This window comes from Leucobacter sp. (assembly GCF_053528595.1).
Genome location: NZ_JAIVPF010000051.1, coordinates 1 through 17,576 on the forward strand (window position 1 = coordinate 1; position 17,576 = coordinate 17,576).

Consider the following 17,576-nt stretch of genomic DNA (forward strand, 5'->3'; position numbering starts at 1 on the left):
ACGTCCCATCCGACTGCTTCACACCCGTCGAGATCCCCTCAGACGCCATCCACGCGATCTCCGCATAGAACTTCTGCCCCTTCTTCACATCCGTGAACACCACCGGCTTCGGATCCACCGGATCCGGATCCACCGGCTTCGCCACTGCGAGCTTCACCGGCGCCGACTCGGCGATCACGGCGTGATCGTGGTCGTAGAGGCGCACGATGATCTGCGCATCCGCATCCTTCTCGGCGACGGTGTAGCTGAGCTCCTCCGTGAGGGCGCCGGAGATCACCGCGTAGTCGGCGTCGCCGCTGCGCTTGATGAACCAGTGGTAGTGATCCTCATCGGTCTGCGGATCCTGCGTCGCCGCGAGCTTCGCGGTGTCGCCCGGCCGGTAGGAGGAGGCGAGGCCCGTGATGCTCAGCTCGGTCTCGACGGGGCCGTGTCCGTGATCGTCGACGTGGATCTCCACCGCGTCGGAGCTCACGTAGTCGCTGCCGTCGTCGTAGCTCAGCACGGCCCTGACCTTGGCATGCGCCAGTTCCGCCGTCACCTCGAACGAGTAGCTCGCGCCGTGCTCGCCCTCGATCTCGGTCCAGCCGTCCTCGCCCTGCTGCTGCACGAACCAGTCGTAGCGGGTCAGCACCGAGGCCGGTTCGACGCTCGCGGTGAGCTCCGCGGTGTCGCCCGTGTGGTAGTGATCCGCCGCGCCCGAGACGACGACCTGCTGGATCGGCGCGGCTCCGTGATCGTCGATGTCGATCGTCACCGGAGCCGACTCGGCGACCAGCGGCCCGTTCGCACCGGGTCCGTCTGCCAGGAGGCGCGCGGTGATCTCGGCGTCGTCCAGCGCCTGCTCGGCGGTGATCGCGAGCTGCGCCCCGCTCTGATCCTCGACCTTGACCGGTTCGCTCTGATCCTTCCGCTGCACGTACCACTCGTACGAACCGCCGTCGACGGCGGAGTCGACCGCGGCGTTCAGCACGATGGGCGTGTTCTGGTGGTAGTGGCCCTTCACCCCGGTGATCGACACCTGCGGGTCGACGACGAAGCGGTACGTCGCGGTCTGGCTCTGCCCCGTGGCCCCGTTGGTGCCCGTGACGTCGGCGCGCACGGTGAGCTCATAGGCGCCGGGTGCGGTGAACGCCCAGTTGGCGTGCGTGTGCGCCGGGTAGGGCTGCGAGATGGTGTTCGGCAGTTCGTAGCCGGTGCCGTCCTTCATGAGGGACTTCGGCGCGCCGAAGTTGCCCTGCGACCAGAGGAACACCTTGCCCGGACCTGCGACCTCCGTCACGACGATGTCGGTGTCGGCCCCCGGGAAGGCCGAGGTGATGGCCTGGGTGTCCCAGCCGGGCCAGATGAGGTTGTGGTCCTGCGTGAGGGGAAGGTGGTAGATCTCCGCCGGCATGCCCGGCAGGAAGTTCTCGGGCACCGTGCGCAGCGCCGCGTTCTTGACGACGAGATCCACCGACTCCGGCGTGTGCAGCACGTGCGAGCCGGTCACGTCCTCCTTCAGGGCGAGCTGGAGCGAGTCGTCCGCTCCCAGCACCGGGTTGAAGGCGTCGATGTGACCGGTCGCCAGGAGCACGGGATCGTCGAGGACCGCCGGGGGTTCGGCGGCGTAGGCGGCCGACGGGACGATGAGTCCGCCCAGCGCCACGGCGCCGACGACCGCTACGGCCGTCGCGCGCCTGCGGGTCAGCAGTTTCATTGGAGCAACCTTCCATCTTCGATATCGCCTCTTTATTGAGAACGATTATCACTATACTTATGGAAGTCGCCCGGAAAGACAAATCAGGGGGCGGGCGGTGGTCACCGCCCGCCCCCTGATCGAAGCGTGGAGAGAAGTGCGCGCCGCCTAGCGCGCGCGGCCGTACTGGGCCGCGATCGGACAGTCGAACGGGTCGCGTGCGGCGAGGCCGACGCGATTGAGGTAATCGATCACGATGGCGTACGAGCGCCAGAGCGAGGTCTCGGTGTAGGGCACATCGAGCGTGCGGCAGTGCTCGCGAACGATCTCGCGGGCCTTCGAGAGATGCGGGCGCGCCATGCTCGGGAAGAGATGATGCTCGACCTGATAGTTGAGGCCGCCCATGAGCCAGGTCGCCCACCAGCCCCCGCGGATGTTGCGGGAGGTGCGCACCTGCTTCGTGAAGAAGTCGAGCTTCGCGTCGTGGGCGATCACTGGCATGCCCTTGTGGTTCGGCGCGAACGACGCCCCCATGTAGACGCCGAACACCGCCAGCTGCACACCCATGAAGGCGAACGCCAGACCGGGCGGCAGGAGCAGGAAGACCGGCACGAGCACGACCGCGAACCGCGCCGCGATGATCCCGAGCTCGATCCAGCGCCCCTTCACCGGCTCGCGGCCGAAGAGATGCTTGAAGCTGTGGAAATGGAGGTTGAGCCCCTCGAGGGTGAGCAGGGGGAAGAACAGCCACCCCTGCCGACGCGTGATCGCGCGCCGCAGCCCGCGGGCCTCGACGGCGTCCTCCTCGATGAAGGAGATCGTGTCGACCTCGATGTCGGGATCCTTGCCGATGCGATTGGGGTTGGAGTGGTGGCGGGAGTGCTTGGAGTCCCACCAGGAGTAGCTCATTCCGATGAGCCCCGCGAGCGCACGGGCGAGGCGGTCGTTCGCCGGGCCCAGCGCGAGGATCTGCCGGTGCGCCGCCTCGTGCGCGAGGAACGCGACCTGGGTGAAGATGATGCCGAGGGCCGCGGCGATGAGCAGCTGGAACCAGCTGTCGCCGAGCAGGATGAAGCCGGTCACCGCTCCGCCGAACGCGATCGCGATGGCGGCGCCGACCCACGCGTAGAACCAGGGGGCCCGGCGGAGCAGACCCGACTCGCGGACGACCTCGGAGACGCGGGTGTAGGCCTTCGCGATCGGCGGGAAATCACCGGCGCGGGCCCGTGTGGGCCGAAGGGGGCCGAGGCCGTCCAGCGTCTGGGTATGGGCGGTCGTCATGCGCGGCACCTGTTTCGTCGTGAACCGCGTACGACGCGATCCGGTGAAGCCAAGGGCGAGCGCCGATCGCTGTATTCACGGTATCCGGTCGAGCATGCAGGACCCTGCATGTGCCGGAGATGCACGGCCGAATATCAGGCGGGGACGCGGACGGACGCCGAGTGCGAGTTCGAGGATCGAACGCTCGCGCACGTGCAGGCGGCGGTGGGCATGACGCTCCGCCGCAACCCCGCATGGCATGCGCCTCATCTCCGAGCGCGATGCGCAGGAGTCCGCGAAACGACGCGGGATCTGACGCCGAAGTCAAGGGGTCGCCGCAGTTTCCGCGGAACGGCTATGATCCTCGAAGCTCTTTCCAACTCGTCCGAAGGCCAGGTGCATTGCCCAGCAGCGAAGGGATCCTGCGTTTCCGCTCCGCCGACGCCGCCGAGGTGGCGGAGACCTGGAAGCGGTTCGCCCCGTCGTCACGCCTCCTGCAGGTCGATCCCGCGCAGTGCCGGCTGGACTGGTTCTCGGCCGCGGCACCCGGAATCTCCCTCATCAGGTATCGGATGAGCGCGGATGTGCAGTCGTCGGTCGCACCCGAGGACCAGCTGTTCAGCTGCAAGGTCACGACTGATCAGGGCGGCTCCGAGAGCGCTCGCGGGGCACTGGACCCCGCACTCCCCTGGGCGTCCAACGGCGCCCCCGTGCACGCGCGCTGGGACGACTCCGCGCTCGTACACGCGATCGTCTTCGACCTGCAGCGGGCGGAGCAGCTCGCGCGCCGGCTGTCGGGCGACGACACGCTGGTGGTCCGCGTGAAGGCGCCCGAGGCGGTGAGCCGGTCGGCGGCGGAGCAGTGGGACCGTCTCTTCGGCTACCTCGCCTCGTGCGTGGTCTCGGACGCGGACGCGCTCGACGAGTCGACGCTGCTCGGCGCGGGGCTGCAGCGCCACGCGCTCTGGACCGTGCTCTCCACGTTCCCGACCACCCTCACGGACACGACACGCAGGTCGGCGCAGACCACTGCAGCGCCGAGGACCGTCAAGCGCGCGCTGTCGTTCATCGACGCGCACGCCCACGAGGCGATCACGATCGACGATGTCGCGCGGGCCGCGCACATCTCGACCCGGGGACTGCAGTACGCCTTCCGCCGGTCGCTGAGCTTCACCCCGAGCGAGTACCTGCGGCGCGCCCGGCTGGCGGGAGCCCATGACGAACTGCTGTACGCCGCACCGAACGACTCCGTCACCGGGATCGCGAGGCGCTGGGGCTTCGCGAACGCCGCCAGGTTCGTCTCGTACTACCGGCAGGAGTACGGCGAGCATCCGCGCGAGGCGCTGCGCCGGAACGTCTGACCGGCGGCGCCCAGGCGCGCTTGAAGCCTCCGCGGACTCGAACTAGCCTGGCTCCACGGCGAAGCATCGTCGCCATCGCCATCATCGGGGAGGCATCATGTCCAAGGTCCGCGTGCACAACTTCGCGATCTCGCTCGACGGGTTCGGGACCGGGGAGGGCCTCACCCGGGAGGCCCCCTTCGGCCACGCCGGGGAGCGCCTGCACGAGTGGATGTTCGGCACCCGCTTCTGGCACGAGATGACGGGGCAGCCGGGCGGGGGCGAGGGGATCGACAACGCGTTCGCCGAGCGCCACGGCCCCGGCATCGGCGCCGAGATCATGGGCCGGGGCAAGTTCTCCTGGCAGTCCGGCCCCTGGGCCGGTGTGGGAACCGACGAGGAGTGGCGGGGCTGGTGGGGTCCGAACCCGCCCTTCCACACCCCGGTCTTCGTGCTCACCCACCATCCGCGACCGTCGCTCGAGATGGAGGGCGGCACCGTCTTCCACTTCATCGACGCCGAACCTCACGAGGCGCTCGCGCTGGCGCGCGAGGCGGCCGGCGATCTCGACGTGCGCGTCGGCGGCGGCCCCACGATGGTGCGCGACTTCCTCGCGGCAGGCCTCATCGACCTGCTCCACGTCGTGCAGGTGCCGATCCTGCTCGGGCGCGGCGTCAGGCTCTGGGACGGCCTCGAAGGCCTCCAGGAGCAGTACGACGTCGAGGCCGTCTCGGCACCCAGCGGGGTGACTCATCTCACGTTCACCCGCGCCGGGGATGCCGACACCGGGTCGCCGCTCGGCGATCAGTAGTGAGCCGGCGGGTCACTGCTCGGGAACGACTCCTCGCCCCACTCGTCGGCGAGCGCGTCCGCGTGCTCGTGCGGCACGGCGTCCGATCCGGGCTTCTCTGCGACGTCCGTCGGCGTCGCCTCGGGATTTGCGGGCTCCGCCGAGGCCTCTTCGGGATCCGGTCGCTCCTCGGTGGCGCCCTTCGGAGCGGATCCCTCGGTGCGCTCCCGCGCGGTCGATCCTGCCGGTGTGCCGTTCGATGCGGTCATCGTGCTCCCTTTCCACGGACGGGCCCTCGGCCGTTCGCCGAGGTACCCGTCCACCGTTTCGCAGGAGAGCCGGACGCGTCAACGGGTTGCGGGCGGCGGCGTTTCGTGCTCGCGTTCCGGGTGCGCCGCACCGCACCGATGGGCCGGGGGGGGCGATGCGCGCGGCCGCCGGACGGACCGGGCACGAGACGATCGGCGCCGTCTCATCGAGTGCCGCAACGGGCTATGCATGCGCCGCATTCAGATCTGCGGCGCATCCCCCCATCCCCCAGAACGCATAGCCCGTTGCAAGGCGTCGGTCGGATATGAACTTGGCGGAGTTCCCGACCCGATTTATTTGGGCGGAGACGGCCCACCACCGAAGCTACTCCGGTCGCGCTGCTCCCGAAGAGCCACGAAGGTCTACACCGCGCTCGACCTCCGGCCAGATTCCGATCGATGGTCCGCGGCGCGTCCGCGGCGGATGTCAGGCCACCGGCAGGCGGGCGGAGACGAGCCACGCGTCATCGGCCGGCCCGGCGTTGAACTCGCCGCTCACGCCGAGCACTCGCTCGGCCATGCGGTTCAGGCCGGTGCCGGTCGACGGAAGGTCGCGGCGCGGGGTCGTCGGCAGCGGGCTGCGGATCGTGAGTGCGATCGACTCGGGGTCGAGGTCCAGCACGAAGCGCACCTCGCCCGGCCCCGCGTACTTGAGGATGTTCGTCGCGGACTCGCGAACGATCCTCGCCAGGATGATCTCGGCGCCGCGGGGAATGCTCTCGTCGGAGGGATCCCCCTCGCAGACGACCGGATGGCCCGTGGCCTCGAACTCCTCGCGGGCCTCGTCGATGGCGGCCGCCAGATCCCCCGAGGGCACCTCGGTGCCGCGCGGGGCGTCCTCGGCGAGTTCGATGACGAATCGGAGGTCGCTCAGCGCTTTCCGCGCCGCGACGCGGATCGCCTCCTGCGAGCCGGGACGCGCGCGATCGTCGTCGAGCAGCTGCACGTGCATGGCGACGACGGTGAGATGGTGGGCGATGCTGTCGTGGAGCTCACCGGCGATCCAGCGACGCTCGGCGAGCACGGCCTGACGCTCCTGTTCGGCGCGCTCCGCGAGCTCGTGCTCCAGGCGGCGGCCGCGCGTGTAGGCCATGCGCAGTGCGAGCCCGACACCCCCGGCCACGGTGGCGAGGATGAGGAACAGGGCGACGTTCGTCGGCGTGGAATCGTTCGCTCCGTACCTGAAGGCGTAGAGCGCGTTGAAGAGCAGGAACCCTCCGGCGTAGCCGATGACCAGAGGAGTGGTGGCCGATCTCAGGACGAGACCTGCGGCGATGGCGCCGGCCATGAGGCCCGCGGCCGGATCGCCCAAGAAGATGGACAGCGCCACGGCGAGGCCGAGGGCTGACGTGGCCACCAGCGGCGACCAGAGATAGAGGGCGAACGTGAGAGTGGTGGTGATGCTGATGGCGCTGAGCGCGGGATCGGCATCGGGGGCGGTGATGAGCCCGAGGAGATCGAGGGCGGCGGTACCGCTGACGATGATCAGCAGCGCGATGCGCTCGGTGCGGTTCAACTGCTCGGCTCGGCCCAGTTGGAAGCGGCGGACCTCGGTCTTCGCTTCCATGCGCCTCGCCATGCTTCCAGTATCCCCTATTCCGCGGGTATATTAGCGAATGCCGAAAAGCTTGGCGAGCTGGCTCCAGAAAGTCACGATCAACACCTCCTCTCCTGGCTAAACGTCTTACCTGATATCTATCTTTTCGGGTGACGCTTTTACGCACATCTGACGAAGGGGCAGATTTTACCTAGCCAAAAGTCCAGGTCTGGCGCTGGACCGGATTCCGGGTGCGCGAGCCCCGACGATCCCCGAGTTTCTGCGGCAGTAGGATCGATTCCATGGACGAGATCCGGGTGCTGATCACCGATGACGACCCCCTGGTACGGGTGGCGTTGACGCATTTCGTGTCGCGCGCGCCCGAGATCAAGGTGATCGCCGAGGCCGAGAACGGCGTGGAGGCCATCGCCGCGGTCGAGCGCTATCAGCCGGACATCGTCATGATGGATGTGCAGATGCCGATCATGGGCGGCATCGAGGCCACGGGAGAGATCACCTCCCGCTGGCCGGATACCTGCGTACTCGCCGTCACCACACTGGACGGGCGGGAGACCGTGCTCCCGATGCTGAGCGCAGGCGCCTCGGGGTACATGCTCAAGGACTCGAGCGCCGACGAGATCGTCAGCGCTCTGCGACAGGCCTACCAGGGCACGAGCTCGCTGTCGCCGCGGATCGCGGCGATGCTCGTGCAGCACGTGCGCGAGGCGAAGCCGTCCGGTGGCGCGGGCGAGCTCGAGGCGCTCACGGAGCGCGAGAACGAGGTGCTGGAGCATCTCGCCCGCGGCATGTCGAACGCCGAGATCGCCGACGCCCTGCACGTCTCCGAGGGAACCGTCAAGGCGCACCTCGGCAGCATCATGTCGAAGTGGCACGTGCGCGACCGGGTGCAGGTGCTGGTCGCGGCGGCGCGCGCCGGCCTGGTGAGCTTCATCTAGCGGGGAGCGGACCGCGCTCCGGGGGCCATTCCCCGATCCCGCGCGGAGTCATGCCCGGGGAATCGCCACCCCGCCGAAGAGATTGGCGACGAGCGCGTCGGCGAATGCGGCATCGATCGGCTCATCGGGGACGAGCAGGCGATGGTACACGGCGCCCCAGAGCTGGTCGACGAGCACCCGGGGATCGACGCCCGGCAGTATCTGCCCCTCGTCCTGCGCACGGCGGAAGCGCGCGACGGCGAGATCGCGCCGGTGCGAGGAGTATCGTCGCCGATACACGGCCGCCAGATCCGCGTCGGTCTGGGATTCGCCGATGAGCTCGGCCAGCAGGCGACCGGCGGGGGTCCGCGTCATCAGGGTGACGAAACTGCGGAGCTGAGCCGTGATATCCGCCCTGATGTCACCGGTATCGGGGAAGGCGAGCACGTCTTCGACGCTGTGGAAGTAGCCGTCCAGCGCGAGAGCCCCCATCGAGGGCCACCACTTGTAGAGGGTCGTCTTGCTGGCGCCCGACAGCCGGGCCACCCGCTCGAAGGTGAGACCGGCCAGCCCCTCCTCGAGCAGCAGCTCGCCGACGGTGCGCAGCACCTCGGTGCGCACCTCCTCGGCGGGTCGCCTTCCGCGTCCCCGTCGCCGCTCAGAGGGATCGGGAACGCTCCCCGCGATCGAGGCCATCTCCGCCACCTCTCATCCTGTGCTCGCGCTCGCCGCCGTCCCGCCCGCCGGGCTTCGGGGAGCGCTCAGGCCAGCCTAGGCCAGTCCGCCGTTGGCGAAGATCACCTGGCCGTTGACCCAGCGGCCGGGGCCCGCGAGGAAGGCCACCGTCTCGGCGATGTCCGCCGGAGCGCCGAGACGCTCCAGCGGAGCGGCCGCGGCGAGACGTTCGACGGTCTGCCGGTCCTTGCCGTCGAGGAACAGCGGCGTCGCGGTCGGTCCGGGCGCCACGGCGTTGACCGTGATGTCCCTGCCGCGCATCTCGCGGGCGAGGATCGGCGTCAGGCCCTCGACCGCCGCCTTCGACGCCGCGTAGCCGCCGTACCCGGGGAACCCCGTGCGCGTGACCGACGTCGAGAAGTTGATGATCGCGCCTCCGGCGCGCACGCGGCGCGCCGCCTGCTGACTGACGACGAACGTGCCGCGGATGTTGATCCGGTGCATCCGGTCGAGGTCGTCGAGGTCCAGCTCGGCGATCGGCGAGAGCAGCATGATGCCGGCCGTGTTCACGACCACGTCGATCCCGCCGAACACCTCCTCCACGCGATCGAACACCCGCCCCATCTCGCGCTCGTCGGCGATGTCGCCGCCGACGGCGACGGCGGACCCGCCGGCCGCACGGATCTCATCCACCAGGGTGTCGGCCTTCGTGCGGTTGCCCGCGTAGTGCACGGCGATCGCGCAGCCGTCGGCGGCGAGCCTCGCGACGACCGCCTCTCCGATGCCGCCGGTTCCTCCGGTCACCAGGGCGACGCGGTCGACGTTGCGAGTGCTGCTCATGAGCTTCCCCTCGATCACTTATATGAACAATACGTACATATAATCACGATGTGGACGATTTGTCCATATACCTTGGGATTGCTCGCCGCGCAGGGTCGTCGTCACCGCACGACGGCGACCCCGTCCGCGGGCCTTCGGTACCGCCCCGCGCCCAGCGCGGCGACGATCACCCCGTCGAGGATCCGCTTGCCCGCCTCGCTGAGGATGCCGTCGTGGATGGGGTGCGCGATCGCGCGGCCGAATCCCTCCGAGTAGGCGATCGAGTCGGCCAGCCTCAGCCAGGGTGCGGCGATGGGCAGCAGCAGGACTCGGACCGCCCCGGGATCCGCGACCGCCGGGTGGGAGTCCCCCGGATGCAGGATCTCACCCTCGATCAGGTAGGCGTTGTTCTGCGGCAGCGGCAGCCCCGGGTAGACCTCCGCATGCTCGCCGCCCAGGACCAGCACCTCGAAGCCGGCCGCCGTGAACGACTCCCCGGGGGTCACTGCGTGGATCCGGCTGGAGCCCATCCCGCTGCCGCGCAGCTGATCGGCGACGTCCCCGGGCGCCCAGACCGGGGCGGCGACACCCTCGAGCGCTCCGGGGGCGAGGTGATCGGGATGGCCGTGCGTGACGAGCACGGCTTCGGCTTCGGCGAGTGCACCGAGGTCGCTCAGCGTCCCGGGATCGATCACGAGAGCGCGGCCGTCCCGCTCGATCTTGACGGCCGAGTGTCCGAGCAGGGTGATGGTGGTCATGCGCGAGCCTTTCATCGGGTGTCAGCTCCCACGCTAGGTTCACCGTCCCGCTGCCACAAGACGCCGCCGCGAATCGGAGCTCAGGAGGACGGGACGGGCGCAGAGGCCGCCGGGAGCCCGTCGCTCTCGTCGTCCGCGAAATCCGGACGGACCTCTGCGCTCGGGTCGGCGCGCACCCCGGCTCCCCCGAGACCGCGCGCGATCAGCTCTGCAGCGTGCGGCTCCGCCCCACGAGGTACCCGAAGCCCATCAGCACGAGCTCGACGACGAGGAGGACGATCAGCGCCGGGGCCCAGGATCCCGTGGCGTCGTGGAGGGCTCCGACCGCCACGGGGCCCGCGGCGGCGAGAAGGTAACCGACGCACTGAGCCATGCCGGAGAGGGCGGCCGCCTGGGAGTGGTGCTCGGTGCGCAGCCCGAAGAGCGAGAGCGCGAGCACGATGCTCGCGCCGCCCGCGAAGCCGGCGATGCACGCCCACAGCGCCGCGGCCTGAGGGGCGAGGAGGATCCCCGCGGTGCCGACGAGCATCATCAGCGGGATCAGGACGCCCGGCATGCGCTGGTCGCGCAGGCGGGCGATGAGTGCGGAGCAGGTGAGGCTGCCGAGGATCCCGCACGCATTGAGCAGGAACTGGTGCCCGCCCGCCGCCGCCTCGCTGATCCCGGCGGAGGTCTCGATGGCGGGCAGCCAGGTGATGAGCACGTAGAACACCACGGACTGCAAGCCCATGAACACCGTGACCTGCCAGGCGAGCAGGCTGCCCCAGGGCGATCGCAGCGCGGGAACCGCCGGACTCGCCGGCGCGGGCGGAGCCGCCGCGGGCACGGCAGGATCGACCGACACCCGCGGCCCGATCGGAGCGATCGCACGACGGCGCAGCTGGGGTGCGAGCACGCCGAGCGCGATGAGCGCGAGACCGGCCCACATCCCCAGCGGCAGCCGCCAGCCGAGTGCGGTGAGACCCGCGATCGGCACCGCGATTCCCGCGGCGATGGCCGCGAAGATGGACTGCACGGCGGAGTAGGCGCCGGTGATCTGCCCGATCCGCTGCGGGAAATCGCGCTTCACCAGCGCGGGCAGCAGCACGTTCAGCACCGCGATCGCCACGCCGAGCATGACGGTGCCGGTCCAGAGCAGCGCGACGGGTGGAGTGGAACGCACCACGAGGCCCACCGCGAGCAGCAGCAGGCTCAGTCCGATCGTGCGCTCCAAGCCGAGACGCCGAGCCGCGCCGGGCGCGAACGGGGAGACGACGGCGAAGGCGATCAGCGGCAGGCTCACGAGGGCGGAGGCCTCGATCGAGGTGAGGCCGAGGTCCTGCACGATGCTGTTCAGCACCGGGCCGACCGTGGTGATCGCCGCGCGCAGATTGCCGGCCACGAGCAGCAGCCCCGCGAGCACGAGAGCGGTCGGGAGCGGACGCATCGGGCTCGCCTCAGCGGTCGGCGGCGGGATCCTCGTCATGGGCGGGGCGCTTTCGGTTCTGCGTGGACTCGGTGCTGGGCGACATACGCGTGGACGAGCTCCACGGTGCGGTCGGCGGCGCGCGCCGCCGCCTCGGGATCCCCCACGGCGACGGCGGCGACGATCTCTGCGTGCGCCCCGTCGATCTCGGCGATCTCGCCCGCCTCCGCCTCGAGATCGAAGTCGGGGGCGCGCATGTGCAGGAGGGCCTGCTCGTTCCCGCCGACACCCCGGTAGAGCTCGGCCAGCAGCGCATTGCCCGACGCGTCGAGCAGCAGCCGGTGGAAGGCGATGTCGGCGGCTGCGTATTCCTCGCCGTCGGCGGCGTCGACCCGCGCCGTCAGGGCGTCCCGCAGCGCGCGCACCTGCCCGGCCGAGGCGCGGGTGGCGGCCAGTCGCGCGCCCTCCCGCTCGAGGATGCCGCGCACCTCGGCGACGTCGACGGCGCGATCCTGACCCACGCGCCGGGCGAGCGCCGGGGCGACGTCGCTCGTCGCGGTGACATAGGTGCCGTATCCGGCGCGGGCGCCGAGCATGCCCGCGTGCACGAGGGCGCGCAGGGCCTCCCGCACGCTGTTGCGGCTCACCCCGAGCTCGTCGGCGAGATCGAGTTCGCCGGGCAGCAGCGCGCCGATCGGGAACTCGCCGGAGGCGATGCGCCGGCGCAGCTGTTCGGCGACGCGCTCGGGCAGGGTCGGGGCCGGTGCGATGCGGGGCATGACCCCACGCTATCAAATAGCCAAATGTAGGACAAATAGCGAGGTGCGCGGCCCCGAGCAGATCGTCCCTGATCGCAGTGTGCGGATCGTCATGCGGAACCGCGCGAATCGGCATGTCGCAGGCGCTCGCCCGCTTCCTAGGCTGATCGTGCCCGGCACCCGACGACATCGTCGGCGACGCGGGGCGGGAAGGTGTGAAGATGCGCAATCTGCGAAACCGCACGCGACTGGACCTCAACCGCCGGGATCTGCTCCGGTGGGCCGGCGCCGGCGCCGGGGCCGTGGGCGTCGCCTCGCTCGCCGCATGCGCCGGCGGAACGGGTGGAGCCGGCGGAACCCCGCTGGTCTGGGGCAACTGGACGATCACCATGGACTACGACGACGCGACGGGCACCTATCCGACCCTCGAGCAGTTCGCCGAGGAGACGGGCGTCCGCGTCGACTTCCTGGAGGACATCAACGACAGCTCCACCTTCTACGCGAAGATCCGGGAGCAACTGGAACAGGATCGGTTCCCCGGGTACGACCTCTTCAATTTCGCGGACGACTTCACCGCCCGTCTGATCGCCAACGAGCAGGTGCAAGAGTTCGACCACTCGCGCATCCCGAACCTCGCGAACATGTCCGCGCTCATGGCCAGCCCGGCCTACGACCCCGAACGACGATTCTCCATCCCGTGGCAGGGAGGCCTGACCGGCATCTGCTACAACACCGACCGCTACCCGAAGGGCGTGAGCAGCCTCACCGACATGGCCCACCCGGAACTGCACGGCAAGGTCGGGATCCTCACCGAGATGATCGACACGATCGGCCTCACGCTCCTGGATCACGGAGTGGACCCCTCGGGCGAGTGGGGCGATGCGGAGTTCGACGCGGCCCTCGCCGAGGTCGAGGAGCGGCTGCAGAGCGGCCAGTACGCCCAGGCGACCGGCAACTCGTATACGCAGGATCTGCAGTCGGAGCGGATCTGGGCGGCGATGTGCTGGTCCGGCGACATCGAGGTGCTGAACGAGGAGGCGGGGAGGGAGCTCTTCAAGTTCGTGATCCCCGAACCCGGCGCCACCAAGTACGTCAACGCGATCCAGGTGCCCAACGGCACGGAGCGCATGAGCGACATCGAGCAGCTCGTCGACTTCTACTACCGGCCGGAGATCATGGCCCGGGTCGTGCAGTACACCGCGAGCGTTCCGCCCGTCGACGGGGTCAGGGAGGAGCTGGAGAAGCTCGGCTCGCCACTCGCGAACAGCCCGATGATCTTCCCGTCCGAGGAGGACGCCGAGCGGATCCACGACTTCCGGCAGCTCAGCTCCGAAGAGACGAAGCGCTACATCGACGCGTTCATCGCCGTATTGAACCGTTAGCCGGCCAGATGAAGAACGAGCGGGAAAGAGGATCAGTGGGCAAGCAGTCGAGCTTCGTGCTCTGCGATGTCGGGATCGTGGACGGCTCCGGTGGGCCGGCGCGCGAGAACGCCTACATCGAGGTGGTCGGGTCGCGGATCACCGCCATCGGCGACATGGACGGCTATGCGGCGCGCGAGGGGGTCGAAGAGATCCGGCTGCCGGGGCACTACGTGATGCCCGGGCTGATCGACGCCCACGTCCACCTCTCGGGGGGACGCGCGGACATGGAGGACCAGGAGATCGGCGTCATGGCCGAACCCATGCTGATGAAGGCGATGCGATCCGTCTACGAGGCGCAGCAGTTGCTCAAGCGGGGATTCACGACCGTGCGCGACATCTCGTGGAACGGCTTATACCTCAAGCGGCTCTTCTTCGAGCAGCAGATCCCCGGCCCCAAGGTCGTCGCCTGCGGACCCGGCCTCACGCGAACCGGGGGGCACGGCGATCTCTTCCAGTTCTCCTCCGAGTACGTCGAGGAGACCGGCGTATGGGGCATCGTCGCGGACGGACCCGAGGAGGTTCGGAAGGCGGTGCGCAGGAACCTCCGTGAAGGCGCGGACGCCATCAAGATCTGGGTGAGCGGCGGCGACAACTGGCCGCACGACCGCATCGGCGACGTGCACTATTCGATGGAGGAGCTGCGCGCCTGCGTCGAGGAGGCTCACCGGCAGAAGGGCACCATCGTCGCCGCCCACGCGGAGAACCGCGAGTCCATCGAGATGGCCATCGATGCGGGGTGCGACACGATCGAGCACGGCGAGGAGATCGACGAGGAGCTCGCGCGGAAGATGGTCGAGAACGGCACGATTCTCGTTCCCACCCTCGAGCTCATCATCAACTGGTACCGCGACTTCATTCCCCTCGGCGACGAGAAGCGGGAGCCGGTGCGTCCCGAGGCGTTCCTCTACCGCGACCTCTACGAGGAGCGCACGGAGGCGTTCGGGGAGGGGTACAGCGCGGCCGCGGAGGCCAGCTTCCGCACGGCGCTGTCGGCCGGAGTCGAGATCGCGCTCGGATCCGACACGGTGTACGAACCGCTCACCAAGTACGGCGAGTACAGCGCGCGCGAGTTCAAAGCCCTCGTGCAGTTCGGCATGACGGTGCCCCAGGCGATCCACGCGGCGACCGCGGTCTCCTCCCAGGCGGTGGGCATGTCGCACGTGCTCGGCACGCTCGAGCCCGGCAAGCTCGCCGACCTGCTGGTGCTGCGCGCCGACCCGACCAGCAGCGCCGAGGTCGTCTACGACGTCGCGCACCACGCCCGCGTCTACTGCGACGGCCGCCTGACGGTGCAGGACGGCGAGTTCGTGTGGTGACCCCGGCCGTCCTATCCTGAACGGAGGATGATTCACGACGGCTCAGCCTGGTCCACCGGCTTCTACGCAGTGCAGCGCACGTCGCTGCGCGTGCATCCGGGTGTGCTCGAGATCGTCCTGGTCCTGCGGGGATCGCTCGACGTGACCGTGAGCTGCGAGCGCTTCGCGCTGGAGGAGGGCGACTACGCGGTGCTCAACGAGGGCGACCCGCACCTGCTCGCGGGCTCGGACGACAACGTGACGGCGCTCCTGCAAATCCGCCTCGAGACGTTCTCGGAGGACGTTCCGCACCTCGACGGGATCATCTACGCCTGCGAGTCGTTCGACCTGCCCCGCTTCAGACGCACGGAGGACTCGCTGCGACGGTTGATCCTGAGCGCCCTGCTCGCCGACGGCCCGGATCAGCGCGACGCGATGGCGGCCCTGCTGGTCGAACTCTCGGACGGCTACGCCTTCGAGGACTACTACGAGCGCCAGCAGCGGCTCACGCGGGCGCGGCGCCTGCAGTTCCGTCGGCTCGTCATCGCAATGCAGGAGGAGCTCGCAGCGCGGGACGTGCTCGGCCGGATCGCGCAGGATCACCACTACAGCAAGGGATCCCTGTCGCGAATCGTTCGAGAGGTCGCCGCGGTCAGCTTCAGCGATCTGCTCACCTGGCTCAGGGTGACCGCCGCCGAGCGCATGCTGATCGGCGGCGAGGCGACCGTGGCGCAGATCGCGGCCGACAGCGGCTTCTCGGACGTGAAGTACCTCAGCCGGGCCTTCAGGGCGTGGTTCGGAGAGTCGCCTTCGGGGTACCGGCGCCGCCTGCAACCGCTGCTCGAGGCGGACGACCTCGTGACGAGTTGCCCGGAACTCGGCTTCTCGCTCGCCTCGCAGAGCCGCACCGCCCGGCGCGCCGAGCAGGGTCGTCCACGGTTGAGCGTGACGCCCCTCCTGGTGAAGAACCTGGGCGGGCGGGCGGACCTCTTCCGCACCGTGGCCGAGCTGACGCGCGCGCCGCTCCCTCCGCCGGCGGAGACGGAGCCGCCCCGCGCACCGCATCTGCTGCCGATCCGGGTGTCGGGGGGCAGTTCGTCCGCCGGGGCCGCGCACGACCCGGCGAGCGGTTCCGCACCCGTCGACTGGGCCGACCTGGTGCGCGGCATCGACCGGGCCGTCTTCCGCCCGGTGCTGATCCTGCCGGCATCCGACGTCGAGCTCGCCCGCTCCGTGGCCGCCGCGGTCGCGGCGTCGAACGAGAGCCCCGGGACCGAACCCGAGGCGAGCGGGATCGACTGCTGGATCGCGTACGAAGGCGGACTCGGCGTGGAGGCGGAGAAGCTGGCGGTGCAACTGCACGACGAGTTCGGCTTCGACGCGCTGCCCATGCGTCTCGGCTGATCCGCGGCCCTCGGTGCCGGCCGCGGTGCACTCCGCACTGCTCGAGGCCAGGATCCGCGCCGTCTGCGCTTCGCCGGGCCTCGCACCGCGAGAACGCGAGGAGTACCATCGGGGCACCGATGAGAAACCGTGCCGGTGGGCGCCCGAGAGCGGCCCGGCGCATCGGGATGCGCATCTAGGGAGAGCAACGGGATGAGACCGCTTCGATACTCGATCAACGTCACGCTCGACGGCTGCTGCCATCACGAGGCGGGGCTGCCGCCGGACGAGGAGTCGATGCGCTACTGGACCGCGGAGATGGAACGGGCCGACGCCCTGCTGTTCGGCCGCGTGACCTACGAGATGATGGAGTCGGCGTGGCGGAGACCGGTGACGGGTGCGTGGCCCGACTGGATGGACGAGTGGGAGATCCCGTTCGCCGAGGCCATCGACCGGGCGAAGAAGTACGTCGTGTCGAGCACGCTGAGCGAGGTCGACTGGAACGCCGAGCTGGTGCGGGGCGATCTGGGACAGCTCGTTCAGCGGCTCAAGCAGGATCCCGGCGAGGGCCTGTGGGTGGGCGGCGTGACGCTGCCCCTGGCGCTGGCGAATCTGGGGCTCATCGACGAGTACGAGTTCGTGGTGCAGCCGGTCCTCGCCGGACACGGGCCGACACTGCTCGCCGGTCTGCACGAGCGCATCCGGCTCGAGCCGGTGGGCCGCCACGAGTTCCGGTCGGGCGCGGTCGCCACACGCTACCGCCCTGCGCGCCTCACGGCCTGACCGGCTTGGCCCCGGCACCGGGGTCGCCGGGATCCGGAGCGTCTTTCCGATGACGTCGCGTGAGAAGTCGCAGTCGCAAAGTAAGCGCTCATGATGATTCTGTCAAGCTGCGCGCCGGTTTTCCCCCCAGAAATGCGGTCAAATACGGGTGCTGTTTTGACATCCCTTCAGGAGCTTTCTCAAGCTGGGAACGCGAGGGGCGGATGGCGCCTGCGCTGCAGCCCGCTGCCGCCCCTCGCCCGGAGTGCTCGTTCCCCTGAGGGGTGCACGACTGCTCCGAGAATCACGACCAGGCCAGCGAAGCGAGAGAGCACATGTCGGAGCCCCAAGGACGATCCATCTTCACACTCAGCGCGGCAGGAGCGGCCGTCGCGCTCCTCGCACTCGGGGGGGGGGGGGGGGGGGAGAAGCCCCCCCCCCCCCCAGACGCC

At 69.6% G+C, this 17,576-nt stretch carries 16 protein-coding genes; 7 read left to right on the forward strand and 9 right to left on the reverse strand.

Features of this window, described 5'->3' with window-relative positions:
• Nucleotides 1–1,696: choice-of-anchor M domain-containing protein (locus ACWKZU_RS10240; protein ID WP_449282223.1), on the reverse strand; the 1,696-nt coding region annotated here is incomplete at its 3' end.
• A gap of 147 nt (nt 1,697–1,843) precedes the next feature.
• Nucleotides 1,844–2,956, reverse strand: a complete 1,113-nt coding sequence (locus ACWKZU_RS10245) for a fatty acid desaturase family protein (protein ID WP_449282224.1) — start codon at nt 2,954–2,956, stop codon at nt 1,844–1,846.
• 380 nt (nt 2,957–3,336) lie between these two features.
• Here ACWKZU_RS10245 and ACWKZU_RS10250 point away from each other — a divergent pair, with 380 nt between their 5' ends.
• Together ACWKZU_RS10250 and ACWKZU_RS10255 are read left to right on the forward strand one after the other, a co-directional pair.
• Nucleotides 3,337–4,296, forward strand: coding sequence for a helix-turn-helix domain-containing protein (locus ACWKZU_RS10250; protein WP_449282225.1), 960 nt, complete (start codon nt 3,337–3,339; stop codon nt 4,294–4,296).
• A 97-nt stretch (nt 4,297–4,393) separates the two neighbouring features.
• The gene (locus ACWKZU_RS10255; RefSeq protein ID WP_449282226.1) at nt 4,394–5,086 is read left to right on the forward strand and encodes a dihydrofolate reductase family protein; all 693 of its coding nucleotides are present in this window, start codon (nt 4,394–4,396) and stop codon (nt 5,084–5,086) included.
• Here the strand turns inward: ACWKZU_RS10255 and ACWKZU_RS10260 are convergent.
• Together ACWKZU_RS10260 and ACWKZU_RS10265 are read right to left on the reverse strand one after the other, a co-directional pair.
• Complete coding sequence (locus ACWKZU_RS10260) at nt 5,080–5,334, reverse strand: hypothetical protein (protein WP_449282227.1); 255 nt, start codon at nt 5,332–5,334, stop codon at nt 5,080–5,082. The two genes, ACWKZU_RS10255 and ACWKZU_RS10260, sit on opposite strands and share 7 nt — an antisense overlap.
• A gap of 466 nt (nt 5,335–5,800) precedes the next feature.
• Entirely contained in the window at nt 5,801–6,952 is a 1,152-nt protein-coding gene (locus tag ACWKZU_RS10265; RefSeq protein ID WP_449282228.1) for a sensor histidine kinase, read from the reverse strand.
• 260 nt (nt 6,953–7,212) lie between these two features.
• On the opposite strand from ACWKZU_RS10265, the gene ACWKZU_RS10270 reads away from it, so the two are divergent.
• Entirely contained in the window at nt 7,213–7,866 is a 654-nt protein-coding gene (locus tag ACWKZU_RS10270; RefSeq protein ID WP_449282229.1) for a response regulator, read from the forward strand.
• A gap of 48 nt (nt 7,867–7,914) precedes the next feature.
• Here ACWKZU_RS10270 and ACWKZU_RS10275 read toward each other — a convergent pair whose 3' ends face one another.
• The 5 genes from ACWKZU_RS10275 to ACWKZU_RS10295 all read right to left on the reverse strand — a co-directional run bounded on the left by ACWKZU_RS10275 (nt 7,915) and on the right by ACWKZU_RS10295 (nt 12,281).
• Nucleotides 7,915–8,541, reverse strand: coding sequence for a TetR-like C-terminal domain-containing protein (locus ACWKZU_RS10275; protein ID WP_449282230.1), 627 nt, complete (start codon nt 8,539–8,541; stop codon nt 7,915–7,917).
• 75 nt (nt 8,542–8,616) lie between these two features.
• Nucleotides 8,617–9,360 (reverse strand): SDR family oxidoreductase, encoded by a 744-nt coding sequence (locus ACWKZU_RS10280; protein WP_449282231.1) that lies wholly within the window; start codon nt 9,358–9,360, stop codon nt 8,617–8,619.
• A 101-nt stretch (nt 9,361–9,461) separates the two neighbouring features.
• The gene (locus ACWKZU_RS10285) at nt 9,462–10,097 is read right to left on the reverse strand and encodes an MBL fold metallo-hydrolase (protein ID WP_449282232.1); all 636 of its coding nucleotides are present in this window, start codon (nt 10,095–10,097) and stop codon (nt 9,462–9,464) included.
• A gap of 202 nt (nt 10,098–10,299) precedes the next feature.
• Nucleotides 10,300–11,523 (reverse strand): MFS transporter, encoded by a 1,224-nt coding sequence (locus tag ACWKZU_RS10290; RefSeq protein WP_449282233.1) that lies wholly within the window; start codon nt 11,521–11,523, stop codon nt 10,300–10,302.
• Nucleotides 11,524–11,558: 35 nt separating this feature from the next.
• Nucleotides 11,559–12,281: a FadR/GntR family transcriptional regulator gene (locus ACWKZU_RS10295; protein ID WP_449282234.1), complete on the reverse strand. Its 723-nt coding sequence runs from the start codon at nt 12,279–12,281 to the stop codon at nt 11,559–11,561.
• A 200-nt stretch (nt 12,282–12,481) separates the two neighbouring features.
• On the opposite strand from ACWKZU_RS10295, the gene ACWKZU_RS10300 reads away from it, so the two are divergent.
• The 4 genes from ACWKZU_RS10300 to ACWKZU_RS10315 all read left to right on the forward strand — a co-directional run bounded on the left by ACWKZU_RS10300 (nt 12,482) and on the right by ACWKZU_RS10315 (nt 17,145).
• A complete protein-coding gene (locus ACWKZU_RS10300; RefSeq protein ID WP_449282235.1) occupies nt 12,482–13,642 on the forward strand; it encodes an ABC transporter substrate-binding protein in 1,161 nt (386 codons plus the stop codon).
• A 35-nt stretch (nt 13,643–13,677) separates the two neighbouring features.
• Entirely contained in the window at nt 13,678–15,000 is a 1,323-nt protein-coding gene (locus ACWKZU_RS10305; protein ID WP_449282236.1) for an amidohydrolase family protein, read from the forward strand.
• Between the two features lie 27 nt (nt 15,001–15,027).
• A complete protein-coding gene (locus ACWKZU_RS10310; protein ID WP_449282237.1) occupies nt 15,028–16,383 on the forward strand; it encodes a helix-turn-helix domain-containing protein in 1,356 nt (451 codons plus the stop codon).
• Between the two features lie 192 nt (nt 16,384–16,575).
• Entirely contained in the window at nt 16,576–17,145 is a 570-nt protein-coding gene (locus tag ACWKZU_RS10315) for a dihydrofolate reductase family protein (RefSeq protein WP_449282238.1), read from the forward strand.
• Nucleotides 17,146–17,576 lie beyond the last annotated feature (431 nt).

Excerpts from the sequence above, each read along its gene's own strand:
- ACWKZU_RS10275 (WP_449282230.1), bottom strand. The coding sequence starts at position 8,541 with ATGGCCTCGATCGCGGGGAGCGTTCCCGATCCCTCTGAGCGGCGACGG.
- ACWKZU_RS10295 (WP_449282234.1), bottom strand. The coding sequence starts at position 12,281 with ATGCCCCGCATCGCACCGGCCCCGACCCTGCCCGAGCGCGTCGCCGAA.
- ACWKZU_RS10280 (WP_449282231.1), bottom strand. The coding sequence starts at position 9,360 with ATGAGCAGCACTCGCAACGTCGACCGCGTCGCCCTGGTGACCGGAGGA.
- ACWKZU_RS10270 (WP_449282229.1), top strand. The coding sequence starts at position 7,213 with ATGGACGAGATCCGGGTGCTGATCACCGATGACGACCCCCTGGTACGG.
- ACWKZU_RS10290 (WP_449282233.1), bottom strand. The coding sequence starts at position 11,523 with ATGCGTCCGCTCCCGACCGCTCTCGTGCTCGCGGGGCTGCTGCTCGTG.
- ACWKZU_RS10310 (WP_449282237.1), top strand. The coding sequence starts at position 15,028 with ATGATTCACGACGGCTCAGCCTGGTCCACCGGCTTCTACGCAGTGCAG.
- ACWKZU_RS10255 (WP_449282226.1), top strand. The coding sequence starts at position 4,394 with ATGTCCAAGGTCCGCGTGCACAACTTCGCGATCTCGCTCGACGGGTTC.
- ACWKZU_RS10300 (WP_449282235.1), top strand. The coding sequence starts at position 12,482 with ATGCGCAATCTGCGAAACCGCACGCGACTGGACCTCAACCGCCGGGAT.
- ACWKZU_RS10285 (WP_449282232.1), bottom strand. The coding sequence starts at position 10,097 with ATGACCACCATCACCCTGCTCGGACACTCGGCCGTCAAGATCGAGCGG.
- ACWKZU_RS10265 (WP_449282228.1), bottom strand. The coding sequence starts at position 6,952 with ATGGCGAGGCGCATGGAAGCGAAGACCGAGGTCCGCCGCTTCCAACTG.
- ACWKZU_RS10260 (WP_449282227.1), bottom strand. The coding sequence starts at position 5,334 with ATGACCGCATCGAACGGCACACCGGCAGGATCGACCGCGCGGGAGCGC.
- ACWKZU_RS10245 (WP_449282224.1), bottom strand. The coding sequence starts at position 2,956 with ATGACGACCGCCCATACCCAGACGCTGGACGGCCTCGGCCCCCTTCGG.
- ACWKZU_RS10315 (WP_449282238.1), top strand. The coding sequence starts at position 16,576 with ATGAGACCGCTTCGATACTCGATCAACGTCACGCTCGACGGCTGCTGC.